This is a genomic window from Albimonas marina (genome assembly GCF_029223255.1).
GTDB lineage: Bacteria > Pseudomonadota > Alphaproteobacteria > Rhodobacterales > Rhodobacteraceae > Albimonas.
This window is the reverse complement of the sequence record NZ_JARHUC010000009.1, coordinates 274,147-288,844: the sequence shown is the minus strand read 5'-3', so window position 1 is coordinate 288,844 and position 14,698 is coordinate 274,147. Positions and strand designations below refer to the sequence as shown.

Sequence of the window (14,698 nt, the reverse complement as noted above, 5' to 3'; positions counted from 1 at the left end):
ACACCGGTCCGCGACAAGGAGGATCCCATGACGCTCGATGCACCCCGACGGCCGGCGTCCCTGGACGACGTCGAGACCCTGATCGACATGCTCGAATACCGCGCCGTCGCGACGCCGGACCAGGAGGCGTTCCTGTTCGGCGAAACCTCGGTCAGCTTCGCGGCGATGTGGGCCGACATCAACCGCGTCGCCTCGTTCCTCAAGGCCCGCGGGATCGGGCCGGGCGACCGGGTGATGATCATCTTCCCCAACGGGGTCGAGTTCTTCGCCGCCTTCTACGGCATCCAGCGCGCGGGCGGCGTCAGCGTGCCGATCTTCCCCGGCTCGGGCATGAAGCGGGCGCTGTCGATCTTCACCTCCTGCGGGGCGAAGGCGGTGATCGTGCCCGCCGACACGCCGGCCGAGATCATCGAGACCTACCGCGCCGGGCTGAAGGCCTTCGGGGCGGAGCTCTTCACCTTCGACCAGTGCCTCGACGGCGACCCGGACGACGCGTTCCCGCGCCCCGAGCCCGACGACCTCGCCTTCCTGCAGTACACCTCCGGCAGCACCGGCGAATCCAAGGGCGTGATGCTGACCCACGCCAACCTGGTGGCGAACCTGCGCCAGATGATCGAGGCCTCGAAGATGGACGAGCGCGACGTGCTCGTCTCCTGGCTGCCGGTCTACCATGACCTCGGGCTGATCCTGATGACCATGGCGCCGTTCTACGCCGGCGCCCGGCTGATCCTGCTGCCGACCTCGCTGACCCGGATGTCCAACTGGCTCGAGGCCATCACCCGCCACAAGGGCACCTTCACGGCCGCCCCGGACATCGGCTTCCGCCAGGCGCTGGGGCAGGTGCGGGATCCGTCGAAATACGACCTCTCCCACCTCCGCCTCGCGCTGAACGCCGCCGAGCCGGTGCGCGCCGAGACCGTGCGCCAGTTCGAGGAACGCTTCGGCTGCCCCTTCGCGGTGAAGCCGGGCTACGGCCTGGCCGAGTCCTCGGTCGGCGTCTCCTTCTGGGGTCTGGAGAAGCGGCCCATCAAGGTCGACGAGCGGGGCAACGTCGCCATCGGCTACGCGCTGCCGGACCTGGAGATGAAGATCGTCTCCGAGGAGGGGGAGCTTCCCACCGGCGAGATCGGAGAGCTGGTGTTCAAGAGCCCCTCGGGAACCCAGGGCTACTTCCGCAACCCCGACGCCACGGCGAACCTGTTCTGGGGCGACGGCTGGATCCGCACCGGCGACCTCGCCTACAGGGACGCCGACGGCGACCTGTTCATGGTCGCGCGCAAGAAGAACGTCATCAAGCAGTCGGGCCGCACCCTCTCGCCGCGCGAGATCGAGGAGCTGGTCGACGACTTCCCCGAGATCCGCTGCTCGGCCGCCGTGGGCATCAACCGCGGGAATGCGGCGGGCGAGCAGGTCTACGTCTTCGCCGAGAGCCGCGGGAAATTCGAGCGCGAGGGGATCGAGCCCGCCGACGTCGTGCGCCGCATCGTGCGCGCGATCCATGAGCGGCTGGGCTTCCGCCCCGGCCGCGTCCACCTGGTCAAGAAGCAGACCGTGCCCTTCACCTACAACGGCAAGATCCGCCATGCCGAGCTGAAGGAGCGCTACCTCTCGGGCAGGCTCGCCGAGGAGGGTCTCCTCATCTACCCGACGTCGTAGGCCCGCCATGGCCGGGACCCCGCAGAAGGTGGTGATCGTCGGCGCCGGCTACACGGCGCTCTGGGCGGTGAAGTCGATCCGGCGGCGCCTGCGCCGGCGGATCCGCGCGGGCGAGGTGACGGTGACCGTCGTCGCGCCCAAGACCTACCACTCGTTCCACGGCTGGACGGCCGAGAGCGTCACCGGCGTGATCGGCAGCGAGAGCCGCCGCAGCCCGCTGCGCCGGCTGCTGCAGGGCCTCGACTTCCGCCTCGCCCGGGCGACGGCCGTGGATCTCGACCGGCGCACGGTGACGATCGAATACGTCGAGGGCGGCGGGACGGCGACGCTGGACTACGACCACCTGCTGCTGGCCAACGGCGCCTATGACGCGGCGGAGAAGGTCCCGGGCCTCGACCGCCACGGCCTCTCGGTCAAGGTCGAGGGGGGGGTGGACGCGGTCCGCGGCGCCATCCTCGCCGCGCTGGAGCAGGCCCAGGCCGCGCCCCCGGGCCCCGAGCGGGACGCCTGGCTGGGCATCGTGGTCGCCGGCGGCGGCTTCACCGGGGTCGAGCTCGCCTCCAACATCGCCGAGATGATCCGCACGCTCGCCCCCCAGTTCCCGGTGCTGGCCGAGGCGAAGCCCCGGATGACGCTGGTCCACTCGGGCGACGCGCTGCTGCCGGTGCTGCGCCCGCGCTTCCAGGGGCTGGTGGACTACGCCGTGCGCCAGCTGGCGGCCTACGGCATCGACGTGCGCCTCGAGACCCGCATCACCGAGGCGACGGAGGAGGGCGTGGTCCTCTCGACCGGCGAGACGCTTCCCGCCCGCCTCGTGATCTGCACCGTCGGTCAGAAGACCGTCACCTTCCCCGGCGCCGAGGCGCTGCCGCGCAACGCCCGGGGCCAGCTGATCGCCGACGAACACCTGCGCGTGCGCGGCCACGCCGGCCTGTGGACCGGCGGCGACGCGGCCGAGGTCCCCTTCATCAAGGGCGGCCCCTGCCCGATGAACGCGCTGTGGGCGATCAAGCACGGCGTCTGGGTCGGCGACAACATCGCCCGCACGATCGAGGGACGCCCCCTGCGGGTGTTCAGCTACCGGGGCCTGGGGCAGGCGGCGAGCCTGGGCATCGGCAAGGGCATGGGCGAGCTCTACGGCGTGCCCCTGAAGGGCTGGATCGGCTGGACGGCGCGGTTCTTTTTCTTCCTCTACTTCCAGCCCTCGCGACGACAGGCGGCGCGGGTGCTGACCGACTGGATCCTGCTGGGCGTCTCGGGGCGCCAGACCTCCTTCAGCCGGCGCCTGAGATGAGCGGGGGCGCGATCCTGGGCCTGGGCATGGACGCCGTGGGCCTCGCGCGGTTCGCCCGGCGGCTGGAGAGCGAGGCCTTCCGCCGCCGCGTCTTCACCCCCGCCGAGATCGCGTCGGCGGAGCGGCGCGCGAACCCCGTCCTGCCCTACGCCCTGCGCTTCGCCGCCAAGGAGGCGGCGATGAAATGCCTGGGCGCCGGCATCCGCCAGGGCCTCTGGTTCTCGCAGATCGAGGTGGAGGCGGACCGCGGCGGCGCGCCCCGCCTGCGTCTCCACCGCCGCGCCGCCGAGGTCGCGCGCGCGCGCGGCGGGGGCGGCTGGCGGCTGTGCCTTTCGGCCACCGACGCTCAGGCGCATGCGCTCGCGATCCTGCTGGCGCCGGACGCCGCCGCGGCGCCCACACCGCAGGCCGCCGGCGCGGGGACCGGCCGGACGGGGCGATAGCGGCCATGCACGACAACGCCCCCCCGCCCGACCCGAAGCCGTCGCCGGACCCTGCGCCGACGGCGGAGCTGCACGCGATCGGCCTCGACGCGCTGGAGGCCTTCCGCGAGATCGACGCCGAGATCGTCGCCCACCTGACCCGCCGCCTGCGCCCGAAGCACATCGCGCGCGGCGACGTGCTGCTGGAACAGGGGGCGCCTGCCCGCGCGCTCTACCTCGTCGTCTCCGGCCGGTTCGAGGTGACCCAGGCGGGCCGCGAGACGCCCATCGCCGAGCTCGGCGCCGGCGACCCGGTCGGCGAGATCGCCTTCTTCGGCGGCGGCCTGCGCACCGCCACGGTTCGCGCCACGCGCGACAGCCTGGTGCTGCGCCTGAAGCGGGCGGATTTCGAGCGGGTCTCGGCCGAGCATCCCTCGCTGATGCACGCCATCGCCGCGTTCCTGTCGCGGCGGCTCGCCGCCACGACCGAGCGGCGCTCGGTCCCGGCGCTCCGCCCGGCGCGGACCATCGCCCTGATCCGCGCCGGCGCGACCCGGCTCGCGCCCGAGCTCGCCGAGCGGCTGGCGGCGGCGATGGCGGCGCATGGCTCGGTGCTCCTGGCGCGCCGGGAGGACCTCGCCTCGCTGACGCGAGGCCTCGCGCTCGAGTCGCCCGAGGCGACGGCCGCGCTGAACGCGCTCGAGCAGCGGCACGACACGGTCCTCTACCTCGCCGACGACGAGGCGAGCCCGTGGTCCCTGAAGATCCTGCGCCAGGCGGACGTCGTGCTGATGGTGGGCGACGCCGCCGCGGCGGCCTCGGATGCCGACCGCACGCCCAATCCGCTGGAGCGGGCGGCGATGTCGATGCACCGGCCGGCGAACCTGCGGCTGGTGCTGCGCCAGGCGACGACGGGCGTGGCCGCGAACACGGCGTTCTGGCTCGCCACGCGCGAGGTGGCGCTGCACCACCACGTGTCCCTCTCCAGCGGCGAGAGCTTCGCGCGCCTCGCCCGCTTCCTCGCCGGGCGCGCGGTAGGGCTGGTGGCGGCGGGCGGGGGCGCCTTCTGCGCGGCCCACATCGGCCTGCACCGGGGCCTGCGCGGCGCCGGCCTTCGCTTCGACGCCTATGGCGGCACCTCCGGCGGCAGCGCCATGGCGGCGGCCTTCGCGCTGGGCGTCCCGGCACGCGAGATCGAGCGGCGCCTGCTCGACATCTTCGTGCGCCGGAAGGCGATGCGCCGCTGGACCTGGCCGCGCTACGCGCTGCTGGATCACCAGACGCTCGACGACGCGCTGCGCGAGAACTACGGCTCGGTCGACATCCGCGACCTGTGGGCGCCCTATTTCGCGGCCGCCGCCTCGCTGGCGACCGGGCGGCTGCGCATCCTGCGCGAGGGCCCGCTGTGGGAGGCGATCCGCGCCAGCAGCGCGATCCCCGGCCTGCTGCCGCCGTTCTTCGCCCGCGACGGCGACGTGCTGGTGGACGGGGCCACGATCGACAACGTGCCGATCCGCAGCATGGCCGAGCTGAAGTCCGGCCCCAACGCCGTGCTGGCGTTCCGCGCGCCGCCGCTGCCGCGCACACGGATCGACTACACCGACCTGCCGTCGCGGCGCCGCCTGCTGCTCTCGGCGCTGCTGCCCGGCCGCTCGGCCCGCCTGCCCGGGGCGCCCAGCGCGCGCGCGGTGCTGATGCGGGCGCTGGACATCGGCCGGCTGGACATGGCCTCGGGGGTGGGGCCGGACGACGAGGTCTTCATGCCCCCGATCCCCGCCGACATGGGCGCGCTCGACTGGCGGCGCTGCCACGCGCTGATCGACGAGGCCAACCGCTACGCCGCGCAGGAGGCCGCCGCCCGGAAACGCGCGGGGCGCCCGCTGTTCCGCGTCCGCGGCGCGCCCGCCTGAGGGCGGCGCCCGGGGGCGGAACGGGACGACGCCGCGCGCCGAACCCGACGGTCGAACCGCCCGGCTCCGGGCATCCCGGGCGTCGCCATGACGGCGGGCAGGACGCGCCGCCTACGGAGGCGCGCGATATCGGGACCGCGCCCCCTCGTCGCCGCCGGACCGAGCCCCGCCGCGGGCATGGGGCGTCGTCACGCGGCCCAAGAGGGGATTGCTGTTTAATCGACCAGCTAATATCTTGGCGCAACGGACGCCGGCGCAGACCGGCGACGCCCCGAAGGGGAGGAGACATCGCCGACGCCCGGCTCGCCCGCCTGCAGGCGGGGGCTGCGCCGCGACCTCCCCTCGGCCCCAAGACCGACGACGGCCCGCCGCCTCCGCGGACGGCGCCGCGGGGAGGAGACGACGCCATGGACGGAGCCGCGCCCGGTTTCGACACCCTGATCTACGATGTCCGCGACCACGTCGCCCGCATCACCCTCAACCGCCCGCATCGGCGCAACGCGCTGAACCGGCAGGCCTACGACGAGCTCGAGGCCGCCTTCCGCCGCGCCTCCGCCGACAACGAGGTGCGCTGCGTGCTGGTCACCGGCGCCGACCCCTCGTTCTGCGCGGGCGAGGACGTGAAGGAGATGATGACGGGGGAGAAGAAGCCCCCCTCCACACTGGCCAAGCGCCCGCCGACGCCGGCCGCGATGGCGGCGCTCGAGTGCCCCGTGCCGGTGATCGCCGCGGTCAACGGCTCGGCGGTGGGCTGGGGGATGGAGCTCGCGCTCTACGCCGACATCCGCATCGCCTCCGAAAAGGCGGTCTTCGCCGAGCTCTTCATCCGCCGCGGCCTGATCTGCGACATCGGCGGGCTCCTGCGCCTGCCCGCCATCGTGGGACCGGAGCGGGCGGCGGAGCTGCTCTACACCGGCGACGTGATCGATGCGCAGACGGCGCTCGACTACCGCCTCGTCTCCCGCGTGGTCCCCCATGACGAGCTGATGCCCGAGGCCGAGGCGCTCGCCGCCCGCATCGCGCGCAACCCGCCGCTGGCGCTGCGCTGCATGAAGGAGGGGCTGCGCCGCTCCGCCTACGGCGACCCGCGGGAGCTGGGATCCTGGGCGATCGACACGATCTATCGCCTCTTCGATACCGAGGACCACCGCGAGGGCGTGAAGAGCTTCCTCGAGAAGCGCGAGCCGGTCTTCACCGGCCGCTGAGACCTGACGGCGCGCCGCCCCGCCCGGCCGGCGGCGCGCTCCGACGAGGCCGGGCGCGGGAGTACTGTTCATGACCGTTGCAAGACCCTGGGTCCGGATCGGGGACGAGACCCGCTCCCACGCGCAGATCGACGCCGAGGCCCGCCGCGCCGCCGCCGGCTTCCGCGCCATGGGGGTGGGCGAGGGCGACGTGGTCGCCGTGCTGATGCGCAACAGCTTCGAGCTCATCGCCGCCACGCTCGCCGCGGGCCTGGTCGGGGCCTACGTGGTGCCGGTGAACTGGCACAACACCCCCGACGAGGTGCGCTACGTCATCGACAACTGCGGGGCGAAGGTCGTGGTCGCCCATGCCGACCTGCTGCGCCGGGCGCAGGGCGCGCTGCCGGCGCGCGCGCGCATCGTCGCCGCCCCCACCCCCGCCCTGATCCGCGAGGACTACGCCGTCGACGCCGCCACCGCCGCGGTCCCCGAGGGCGTCGAGGTCTGGGCGGAGTTCGTCGCCGCCAACGACGAGCTGCAGCCGCCCTTCGCCGTCGCCCCCGGCTCGATGATCTACACCTCCGGCACCACCGGGAACCCCAAGGGCGTGCGCCGGGCCCCGCCGACCGAGGCCGAGGTCGAGGCCTCGGCCGAGATGATCCGCATCGTCGGCGGGCTCGACGGCTGGCAGGACCGGATGGACGAGGTGGTGTTCCTGATCCCCGGCCCGGCCTACCATTCCTCGCCCAACGGCTGGCTGTTCGGCGTCTACGGCATGGGCGGCAACCTGGTGGTCGAGCCCCGCTTCAAGGCCGAGCGGGTGCTGGCGCGCATCGAGGAAAGCCGCATCACCCACGCGCTGATGGTGCCCACGATGTTCGTGCGCCTGCTGTCGCTGGACGAGAGCGTGAAGGCGCGCCACGACGTCTCCTCGCTGGTCAGCGTCAACCATGTCGGCTCGCCCTGCCCGCCGCATGTGAAGCGCGCCATGATCGACTGGTTCGGCCCGGTGATCACCGAGCACTACGGCTCGACCGAGCTGGGCGCGGTGACCTTCTGCACGGCGCAGGAATGGCTCGACCATCCCGGCACGGTCGGCCGCGCCCTGCCGGGCTGCGAGATCGAGATCCAGGACGCCGACGGCAATCCGCTGCCGACGGGCGAGAGCGGCGAGATCGTCGCCCGCCGGGTCTGCTATCCCGACTTCACCTATCACGGCGACGACGCCAAGCGCCGGTCGGCCGGGCGGGCGCGGGGGCTGCTGGCGCCGGGAGACATGGGGCGCCTCGATGCGGAGGGGTTCCTTTACCTCTCGGGCCGCGCCTCGGACATGATCATCTTCGGCGGCACCAACGTCTATCCGGCCGAGATCGAGGCCGAGATCCACAAGGTCCCCGGCGTCTACGACTGCGCCGTCTTCGGCATCCCCGACGAGACCTACGGCGAGGTGGTCTGCGCCCATGTCCAGCCCGACCCCGGCGCGACCCTGACCGAGGAGGGGCTGAAGGCGGCGCTGAAAGGCTCGCTCGCCTCCTACAAGATCCCGCGCAAGGTGGTGTTCGAGGCGACGCTGCCCCGCGAGGACACGGGCAAGATCTTCAAGCGCAAGATCCGCGCCCCCTACTGGGAGGCGCTGGACCGCGCGATCTGACCCGTGCCCCGGTCCCTGCCCTGCGGCGGGGTCCGGCGCGCCTCCGGCCCGGCCGCCGCGGGGCGTTTCGGCACCGGCGTCGCGCCAGCGTCCGGACGGCTGCATTCGCCCCGCCCCCGGGCGGCCGCCCGACCCGGCGGCCGCTCAGCGCAGCGCGATCTCCGACAGCCGCCGCCAGCTTTCCATCGCCGGCCGAAGCGCCCGCTCCACCTCCGGGTCGAGCCGCGGCGGCCCCGCGTCGGACGGCGGCGCGAAGCCGGTCGAGGTTTCCAGCGACCCGTACCAGTGGGGCGCCCAGACCCCGTCGGAGGGGCGCAGCCCCGGCGCCCATGCCAGCATCGCCTCGTCGAAGGGCAGCCCCAGCGCGGCGCACAGCGCCGACAGCACGCGGCGCGGGTCGCGCCGGACGTCGGCGGCGTCGACCACCGGCGGCGGATGGCCCTGCCGCGCGGCGACGAGGTCGAAGATCTCCTGCTGGCGGGCGAAGCCGAGCTCGCTCTCGAGATACCCCGCCCGCTTCGCGCCGAAGCTGGCGGCCACCTCGCGCGGGTCGCGGATCAGGAAGGCGACCTGCGCCCCCTCCATCCAGTCGAAGTCCATGCCCGGCAGCATGTGCTGGACCATGTGCTTCTCATAGCGCACGCGGCCTGCGGGCGGCGGCGCCGCCAGCGCCCGCGCCGCCTCCCGCCAGTCCGAGGGCTGGGAGGCGATGATCTCCTCGCGCATCGGGTGGTCGAGCCCGGTGGCGGTCAGGTAGGCGGAGTAGAACGGCTCGTCGACCACGTCCGTCGCCGGGCGGTTGCCGAAGCTGCGCATCATCGCCGAGCTGAGGTTGCGCGGCCCCGACCACATCACGATCCGCATCAGCCGCGGGCCCCGTCCAGCCCGACGTCGCGGCGCACCAGCGCGCGGTAGAGGTCCTGGATCCTCCGCGTGACCGGCCCCGCGGTCCCGTCGCCGTAGCGGCGCCCGTCCAGCTCGGCGACCGGGGTCTGGCCGCCGAAGGTGCCGGTCACGAAGACCTCGTCGGCGCCGTAGGTCTCGACGAGGGAGAAGTTCTTCTCGAACGCGGGGATGCCGGCCTCGCGCGCCAGCTGCAGCGTCTTGGCCCGGGTGATGCCGTTCATGCAGTAGTCGCCGGTCGAGGTCCAAAGCTCGCCCTTGCGGACGATGAAGAAGTTGCAGGAGTTCGTGGTGTTCACGAAGCCATGGGGGTCCAGCATCAGCCCCTCGTCGGCGCCCGCCTTCTCGGCCTGCACCGCGGCCAGCACGCAGTTGAGCTTGGAGTGGGAGTTCAGCTTCGGGTCCTGGCTCATCGGCAGGCCGCGCACCTGCGGCACGGTGGCGAGCCGCAGCCCCTGCCCCGCCTTGCCGGCGGGCACCGAATGCTCGGCGATGATCGCCATCGTGGGGCCGGAGCGGCTGAGCGAGGGGTGCTGGAAGGGCCGGGCCTTCACGCCCCGGGTGACCATCAGGCGGGCGTGGGCGTTCTCGACCATGCCGTTGGCGGTCCGCACCTCCTCCAGCGCGGCGACGACGCCGGCGCGGTCGCGGCCGATGTCGAGGTCGATGGCGCGCGCCGCCTCGAACAGGCGGTCGAGGTGGTCGTCGAGGAAGGCCCAGCGGCCGTTGTGCAGGCGCAGCCCCTCCCACACCCCGTCGCCGAGCAGGAAGCCGGAGTCGTAGACCGAGACGGTCGCCTGCGCCCTGGGGCGCAGGGCGCCGTCGATCCAGATCAGGATCTCCTCGTTGCGCGCGTCGACCTCGGCGGCATGGGCGGCGCCGCCGGAACCGGCGGTCTGTTCGTCTGGCATGGGGCGGCTGGCTCCAGGGGGCGAGGGGACGGGGCGCGCATGATCGGCCGGCGGGGCGGAGCGGCGCAAGGGGGCGACGCTCCCGTCGTCCCCGCCGGATCGTTCGGGCTGGACTTGCGCCGCCCCGCATGGCCTGCGGTATCGTGCGCAAGACGGCCCGGCGGAGCGCGAGGCGCGCCGGCGGGATGAGACGAAAGGAACGGGCGGATGTTTCAGCCGTGCGAGTGCGGAAGCGGCAAGACCTACGCCGGGTGCTGCGGTCGGCTGCACCTCGGCGCCCCGGCGCGCGACGCCGAGGAGCTGATGCGCTCCCGCTACTGCGCCTTCCACCGGGGCGACGCGGCCTATCTGCGCAAGAGCTGGGCGGCCGAGACGCGCCCCGCGGACCTGACCCTCGACCCCGCCCAGGCCTGGACCGGCCTGACGGTCCATTCCCACGAGACGACCGGGCCCGCCACGGCGCGGGTCCGCTTCACCGCGACCTGGCGCAAGGGCGCCCGCACGGGCCGGCTGACCGAGACCAGCCGCTTCCGGCGCGAGGGGCCGGGATGGGTCTATGTCGACGGCGAGGTGAGCTGACCCCGGGGCCTCCGCATCACGGCCTGACGTCGCCCCCCCCCCGCAGCCGGTCCTGAACGGCGTCACGGATGGCTGCGCGCGCCGAGTCCCCCCTCCGACGGCGCCTGGGCGCGGCGGGCGGACCGCGTCTCCGGCCGCGGACCGCCGACCTCACCGGCTTCCCCTTCCAAATCCGTCGCCCCGGGTCGGGATCGGGAGAGCGGGCGCCTGCGGTCGCAGTGCATCCTGAGGCTTCAGGTTCAGGGTTTCAGGCATATGCCGAGTCGCAAACGTCGCTCGACGGCAGGTCGGGGTGCAGGCCGCGGGGGCGAGAGGCGCCGCGATGGCTGATCCGCAGGACACCATCCTGCGCATGTACGAGGGCGCGATCCGCGCGCTCGACACCAAGGCGCAGATCTTCCTGGCGGTGCTGACCATCACCGTCTCGCCGCTGGCCGCCCGCCTGTCCGAGGCGCATCTGCCGCTGTGGGCGCGCGCGCTGCAGGCCGCGTTCTTCTGCGCGGCGACGCTGCTGTTCATCCTGTGCCTGCTGCCCCGCTCCGGCCGGCCGGGCACCGGGATGCTGTTCGACTCGGCCCGGACGCCCGAGGAGGTGGCCGCGCATGTCTCGCGCACCGACTTCGGGGTCGACTACGCCGCCTCGATCGGGGTGCTGCACGGCATCTACCTCGCCAAGCGCCGGCGGATGCGGGCGGGGGTGGTGCTGGTGGGGATCTACGTGACGGCGCTGAGCGCCGCGCTCGTCCTGCCATGACGCGGGCCGGGACGGGCGCCGTCGCCCGCCTCCTCCTCGCGCTGGCGGCGGCGACGACGAGCCTCGGCGAGGTCCGGGGCGCCGAGGCGCCGATCCCGCGCCCGGGCGTCGCCAGCGGATCGGTCGTCGCCCGCCAGTCCGGCGAGACCATCCGCTTCGTCGAGGCGCAGGCCTTCGACGCGCTGCTGCTGGGCCAGGACCTGCTGGCCGGCGACGTGCTGCGCACCGGGCCGGCGGGGCTGGTCTCGATCCTCTTCGCCGACCGCACGGTGATGCGCCTGCATCGCGACAGCGAGCTGGTGGTGAACGCGGTCTCGGCCGACGGCGCGACCCTGACCCTTCGGCGCGGGACGATCTGGGCGCGCAGCCGCCGCGGCCAGGGCGGGACCGAGCTGCGAACCCCCACCGCCGCGGCCGCGGTGCGCGGCACCGACTGGTCGGTCGAGGTGACGGGCGACGGGACCACCCGGCTCGCGGTCTACGACGGGTCGGTGGCGCTCTCGAACGCGCTGGGCTCGGTGACGGCGGGGGCGGGGGAGCAGGCGCTGGCGGCGCCCGGCCGGGCGCCGGTGAAGCTGCTGGTCGCGCCGCGGCGCGAACAGGCGCAGATGATCTACACCCTGTCGCCCGACCACGCGGTCGAGCCGCTGCTGGACGCCGCCGCCGCCCTTGCCGGCCCCGGCGCCGCGCCGCTGTCCGAGGCGCGCTTCGCCGAGGCCGCGCAGGCCCTGCGCGCCGGCCGCCCGGCGGAGGCCGCGCGGGGCTTCGAGGCGGCCGCGCCCGGCCTCGACCCCGAGCGTCGGGCCGCCGCCGGATGGCTCGCCGCCTTCGCCCGCGCGTCGGCGGGGGAGGGCTTCGCGCCCCCGCCCGAGGCCGGCGCGCGGATCGACGGGACCGGGCGCGGCGTGGCGCAGGCGCTGGCGGGCGATCTCGACGCGGCGCAGGCGACGCTGGCGCAGGGCGCGACGCCCGCCGACCTCGCCGCGGCGCTGCAGCTCGCGGTCCTGCGCGACGACGCCGAGGGGGCCCAGGCGCTCGCCGCCCGCCTGCGCGCCGACGCCCCCCGCTCCCTCCCCGCGCTGGAGGCCGAGGCGATGCGCCTCGCGGACATGGAGGGCGATCACCGCGCCGCCGAGGCCCTGCTGATGGAAGCCCTGGCGCAGGACCCGGAGCGCGAGTCGCTGTGGAACGCGCTCGGCCTCGCGCGCGACGCGCTCGACGACCGGGTGGGGGCGGAGGCGGCCTTCCGGCAGGCGATCGCCCTCGCCCCCGGCCGGGTGGAGGCGCGGGCGAACCTCGCCATCCTGCTGATGGACGCGGAGCGGTCAGAGGAGGCGCGCGACCTCGCGGACTCGCTCCTGCGCGACGATCCGGGCGGCTATCTCGGCCTGCGCGCGCTGGGGCGGATCCAGATCCAGGAGGACGACCCCGGCGCCCGCGACACCCTCCTGCGCGCGCTCGCCGCCCAGCCGGCGGCGGGCGAGACCTCTCTGATGCTGGCCGTCGCCGCCTGGCAGGCGGGCGACCTGCGCCGGGCGGAGCAGGAGCTGGACGCCGCCCGCAGGCTCGACCCCAACGACCCGCTGACGCCCGAGATCCGCACCGCCATCGCGCTCGACCGCGGGGAGGCGGACGCGGCGATCGTACAGGCCCGCGAGGCGTTGAGGCTCCAGCGCAGCCAGGGCGGGCAGGCCTGGCGGCTGGCCGCCGACCGCCGCGCCGGCTCGCGGCTGGCCGAGGCCTTCTCCTTCATCGGGCTGGACGACTGGGCGCGCGACGTGGGGGACGCCGCCTACGACCCGCTCGCCGCCGACAGCCTCTTCGCCGAGAGCGTCGCGCGCCGGATCTCGGTGGGCCGCGGGGCGCTCGACGCCTCGGGCGGCGACGCGGGCGCGGTGCAGGGCCTGCAGATCGAGCCGCTGGCGGCGAGCGCCCGCCTGCGCACCACCGACCTGCTGCGCCGGCCGTTCGTCGACGTGCAGGCCGAGGCGGTCGCGGGCTTCGACGACGTCGACGCCCGCGGCGGACGCATGCAGCTGGAGGCCTTCGACCGGCGCTGGACGCCGCTCGCCCTGTCGGCGGAGCTGGGCGGGCTGCAGGCGGAGGGGCCGGGGCGGACCTCCGCCTCCCCGCGCGACGCGAACCTGCTGATCGGCGCCGCGCCCTCGCCGCGGCTGGGGCTGTTCGGGCTGCTGTCCTGGGCCGAGGACGGGCCGCGCGACGACGATCCGATCGACGGCCTGCCCGCCTCGGACGCCGCCCGCAGCCGGGAGACGTCGGTGGGCCTGGGCGGGTCGGTCCGCCTCGCCGGGCGCGCCTACCTGACCGGCTTCGCGACCTATGCGCGGCAGGAGAGCGACGACGCCGCGCTGCGCGTGGTCCCCCGCCCGTCGCCCTCGCTGCTGGAGGCGCAGGCCTCTCAGCGGGCGGAGTCGTGGTTCGCGGGCCTCGGCTGGCGCGCGGCGGACGCGGGCGGGGAATGGGCCGCGGGGATCGAGGCGCAGGGCGCCCGCTCGCGCACCACCGGGGCGTTCGGCCTGCTCGATCTCGGGACCGGCGTGCTGGTCGTCACGCCCCAGCGCAGCGCCGAGTCCTCGACGCTGGGCCAGGTCTTCCTCGACCGCCGCCAGCGCCTGACGCCGGAGCTGGAGGCGGAGGCGGGGATCGGCCTCGGCGCGCGGGACGACGGCGGGGGGGAGCCCTGGATCGCCCCGCGCGCGGGCCTCGCCTGGCGGCCTCCGGTCGGGGGTCGGTTCCGCGCGGCGATCCTGCGGGAGGCCGCGCCCGCCTCGGTCTCGCTGTCGCCGGCCACGGTGCTCGGCCTTGCGCCGCTGCGGCCGGGCTTCGATGCGGACGGGGAGCTGTGGGGCGGCATCCTGCGCTGGGACGCCGACCTGGGCGCGCGCCTGCACCTGGCCGTGGAGCACCAGAGCCTGCGGCTGGAGGGGCTGCGCTGGGACACCGGCGACATGCTGGTCGACTTCGGCGCGCCCCGGGCGACGCTGCACGCGACCGAGGCGACGGCGAACCTGTGGCTGGGCGGCGGCTTCGGCCTGTCGGCCGGGCTGGTCCATGCCGACGGGCGCATCGACGACGGCCCTGCCACGGGGCGAAGGCTGCCCGCGACGCCCGACTGGACGGGGCGGGCGGGCCTCGCCTGGGCCAACCCCGCGCAGCTTCGCGCCTCGCTCGAGGCGGTGTGGACCTCCGACGCCTGGGCGGGGCCGGGGGCGGGGCGGCTGGGCCCGGTCTGGACGGTCGACGCGGCCCTGTCGTGGGAGCCGCTCGACAAGCGCCTCGCCCTGGGGGCCGAGCTGCGCAACCTGCTGGACGCGGAGCTGGAGCGGCCCTTCGGCCAGCGCCCCCTGGGCCGGTCGATCTGGCTGACCGCCGCGGTGCGGTTTTGAGATGGCCGCGGACGCGGCGAACCGCGG

The 14,698-nt window shown here is 74.8% G+C and carries 11 protein-coding genes; 9 read left to right on the top strand and 2 right to left on the bottom strand.

All coding sequences use genetic code 11. The annotated features are described in order from the left end of the window. The first annotated feature begins 27 nt into the window (after positions 1 to 27). The 6 genes from P2H44_RS22480 to P2H44_RS22455 all read left to right on the top strand — a co-directional run bounded on the left by P2H44_RS22480 (position 28) and on the right by P2H44_RS22455 (position 8,117). The gene (locus tag P2H44_RS22480; protein ID WP_275767268.1) at positions 28 to 1,656 is read left to right on the top strand and encodes an AMP-binding protein; all 1,629 of its coding nucleotides are present in this window, start codon (positions 28 to 30) and stop codon (positions 1,654 to 1,656) included. 7 nt (positions 1,657 to 1,663) lie between these two features. Continuing rightward, complete coding sequence (locus tag P2H44_RS22475) at positions 1,664 to 2,950, top strand: NAD(P)/FAD-dependent oxidoreductase (protein WP_275767266.1); 1,287 nt, start codon at positions 1,664 to 1,666, stop codon at positions 2,948 to 2,950. Then, positions 2,947 to 3,393 (top strand): holo-ACP synthase, encoded by a 447-nt coding sequence (acpS, locus tag P2H44_RS22470; RefSeq protein WP_275767265.1) that lies wholly within the window; start codon positions 2,947 to 2,949, stop codon positions 3,391 to 3,393. Before P2H44_RS22475 ends, acpS begins: the two co-directional genes overlap by 4 nt. A 5-nt stretch (positions 3,394 to 3,398) precedes the next feature. Continuing rightward, positions 3,399 to 5,282 (top strand): patatin-like phospholipase family protein, encoded by a 1,884-nt coding sequence (locus tag P2H44_RS22465; protein WP_275767263.1) that lies wholly within the window; start codon positions 3,399 to 3,401, stop codon positions 5,280 to 5,282. A gap of 407 nt (positions 5,283 to 5,689) precedes the next feature. Next, complete coding sequence (locus P2H44_RS22460) at positions 5,690 to 6,487, top strand: enoyl-CoA hydratase/isomerase family protein (RefSeq protein ID WP_275767260.1); 798 nt, start codon at positions 5,690 to 5,692, stop codon at positions 6,485 to 6,487. A gap of 70 nt (positions 6,488 to 6,557) precedes the next feature. Continuing rightward, the gene (locus P2H44_RS22455; RefSeq protein ID WP_275767258.1) at positions 6,558 to 8,117 is read left to right on the top strand and encodes an AMP-binding protein; all 1,560 of its coding nucleotides are present in this window, start codon (positions 6,558 to 6,560) and stop codon (positions 8,115 to 8,117) included. Between the two features lie 144 nt (positions 8,118 to 8,261). Here P2H44_RS22455 and P2H44_RS22450 read toward each other — a convergent pair whose 3' ends face one another. Together P2H44_RS22450 and P2H44_RS22445 are read right to left on the bottom strand one after the other, a co-directional pair. Next, on the bottom strand, positions 8,262 to 8,981 hold the full coding sequence (locus P2H44_RS22450) for a sulfotransferase-like domain-containing protein (protein WP_275767256.1): 720 nt from the start codon (positions 8,979 to 8,981) through the stop codon (positions 8,262 to 8,264). Further along, positions 8,981 to 9,931 (bottom strand): aminotransferase class IV, encoded by a 951-nt coding sequence (locus P2H44_RS22445; RefSeq protein ID WP_275767255.1) that lies wholly within the window; start codon positions 9,929 to 9,931, stop codon positions 8,981 to 8,983. Before P2H44_RS22445 ends, P2H44_RS22450 begins: the two co-directional genes overlap by 1 nt. 207 nt (positions 9,932 to 10,138) lie before the next feature. Here P2H44_RS22445 and P2H44_RS22440 point away from each other — a divergent pair, with 207 nt between their 5' ends. The 3 genes from P2H44_RS22440 (at position 10,139) to P2H44_RS22430 (ending at position 14,671) form a co-directional block, all read left to right on the top strand. Then, on the top strand, positions 10,139 to 10,510 hold the full coding sequence (locus P2H44_RS22440; RefSeq protein ID WP_275767254.1) for a YchJ family protein: 372 nt from the start codon (positions 10,139 to 10,141) through the stop codon (positions 10,508 to 10,510). 322 nt (positions 10,511 to 10,832) lie between these two features. Further along, positions 10,833 to 11,264: a hypothetical protein gene (locus tag P2H44_RS22435; RefSeq protein ID WP_275767252.1), complete on the top strand. Its 432-nt coding sequence runs from the start codon at positions 10,833 to 10,835 to the stop codon at positions 11,262 to 11,264. After that, positions 11,261 to 14,671 carry a TonB-dependent receptor domain-containing protein gene (locus P2H44_RS22430; RefSeq protein WP_275767250.1) on the top strand — a complete coding sequence of 1,137 codons (3,411 nt, stop codon included), beginning with the start codon at positions 11,261 to 11,263 and terminating at the stop codon, positions 14,669 to 14,671. Before P2H44_RS22435 ends, P2H44_RS22430 begins: the two co-directional genes overlap by 4 nt. Positions 14,672 to 14,698: the final 27 nt, after the last annotated feature.

Excerpts from the sequence above, each read along its gene's own strand:
- P2H44_RS22480 (WP_275767268.1), top strand. The coding sequence starts at position 28 with ATGACGCTCGATGCACCCCGACGGCCGGCGTCCCTGGACGACGTCGAG.
- P2H44_RS22475 (WP_275767266.1), top strand. The coding sequence starts at position 1,664 with ATGGCCGGGACCCCGCAGAAGGTGGTGATCGTCGGCGCCGGCTACACG.
- acpS (WP_275767265.1), top strand. The coding sequence starts at position 2,947 with ATGAGCGGGGGCGCGATCCTGGGCCTGGGCATGGACGCCGTGGGCCTC.
- P2H44_RS22465 (WP_275767263.1), top strand. The coding sequence starts at position 3,399 with ATGCACGACAACGCCCCCCCGCCCGACCCGAAGCCGTCGCCGGACCCT.
- P2H44_RS22460 (WP_275767260.1), top strand. The coding sequence starts at position 5,690 with ATGGACGGAGCCGCGCCCGGTTTCGACACCCTGATCTACGATGTCCGC.
- P2H44_RS22455 (WP_275767258.1), top strand. The coding sequence starts at position 6,558 with ATGACCGTTGCAAGACCCTGGGTCCGGATCGGGGACGAGACCCGCTCC.
- P2H44_RS22450 (WP_275767256.1), bottom strand. The coding sequence starts at position 8,981 with ATGCGGATCGTGATGTGGTCGGGGCCGCGCAACCTCAGCTCGGCGATG.
- P2H44_RS22445 (WP_275767255.1), bottom strand. The coding sequence starts at position 9,931 with ATGCCAGACGAACAGACCGCCGGTTCCGGCGGCGCCGCCCATGCCGCC.
- P2H44_RS22440 (WP_275767254.1), top strand. The coding sequence starts at position 10,139 with ATGTTTCAGCCGTGCGAGTGCGGAAGCGGCAAGACCTACGCCGGGTGC.
- P2H44_RS22435 (WP_275767252.1), top strand. The coding sequence starts at position 10,833 with ATGGCTGATCCGCAGGACACCATCCTGCGCATGTACGAGGGCGCGATC.
- P2H44_RS22430 (WP_275767250.1), top strand. The coding sequence starts at position 11,261 with ATGACGCGGGCCGGGACGGGCGCCGTCGCCCGCCTCCTCCTCGCGCTG.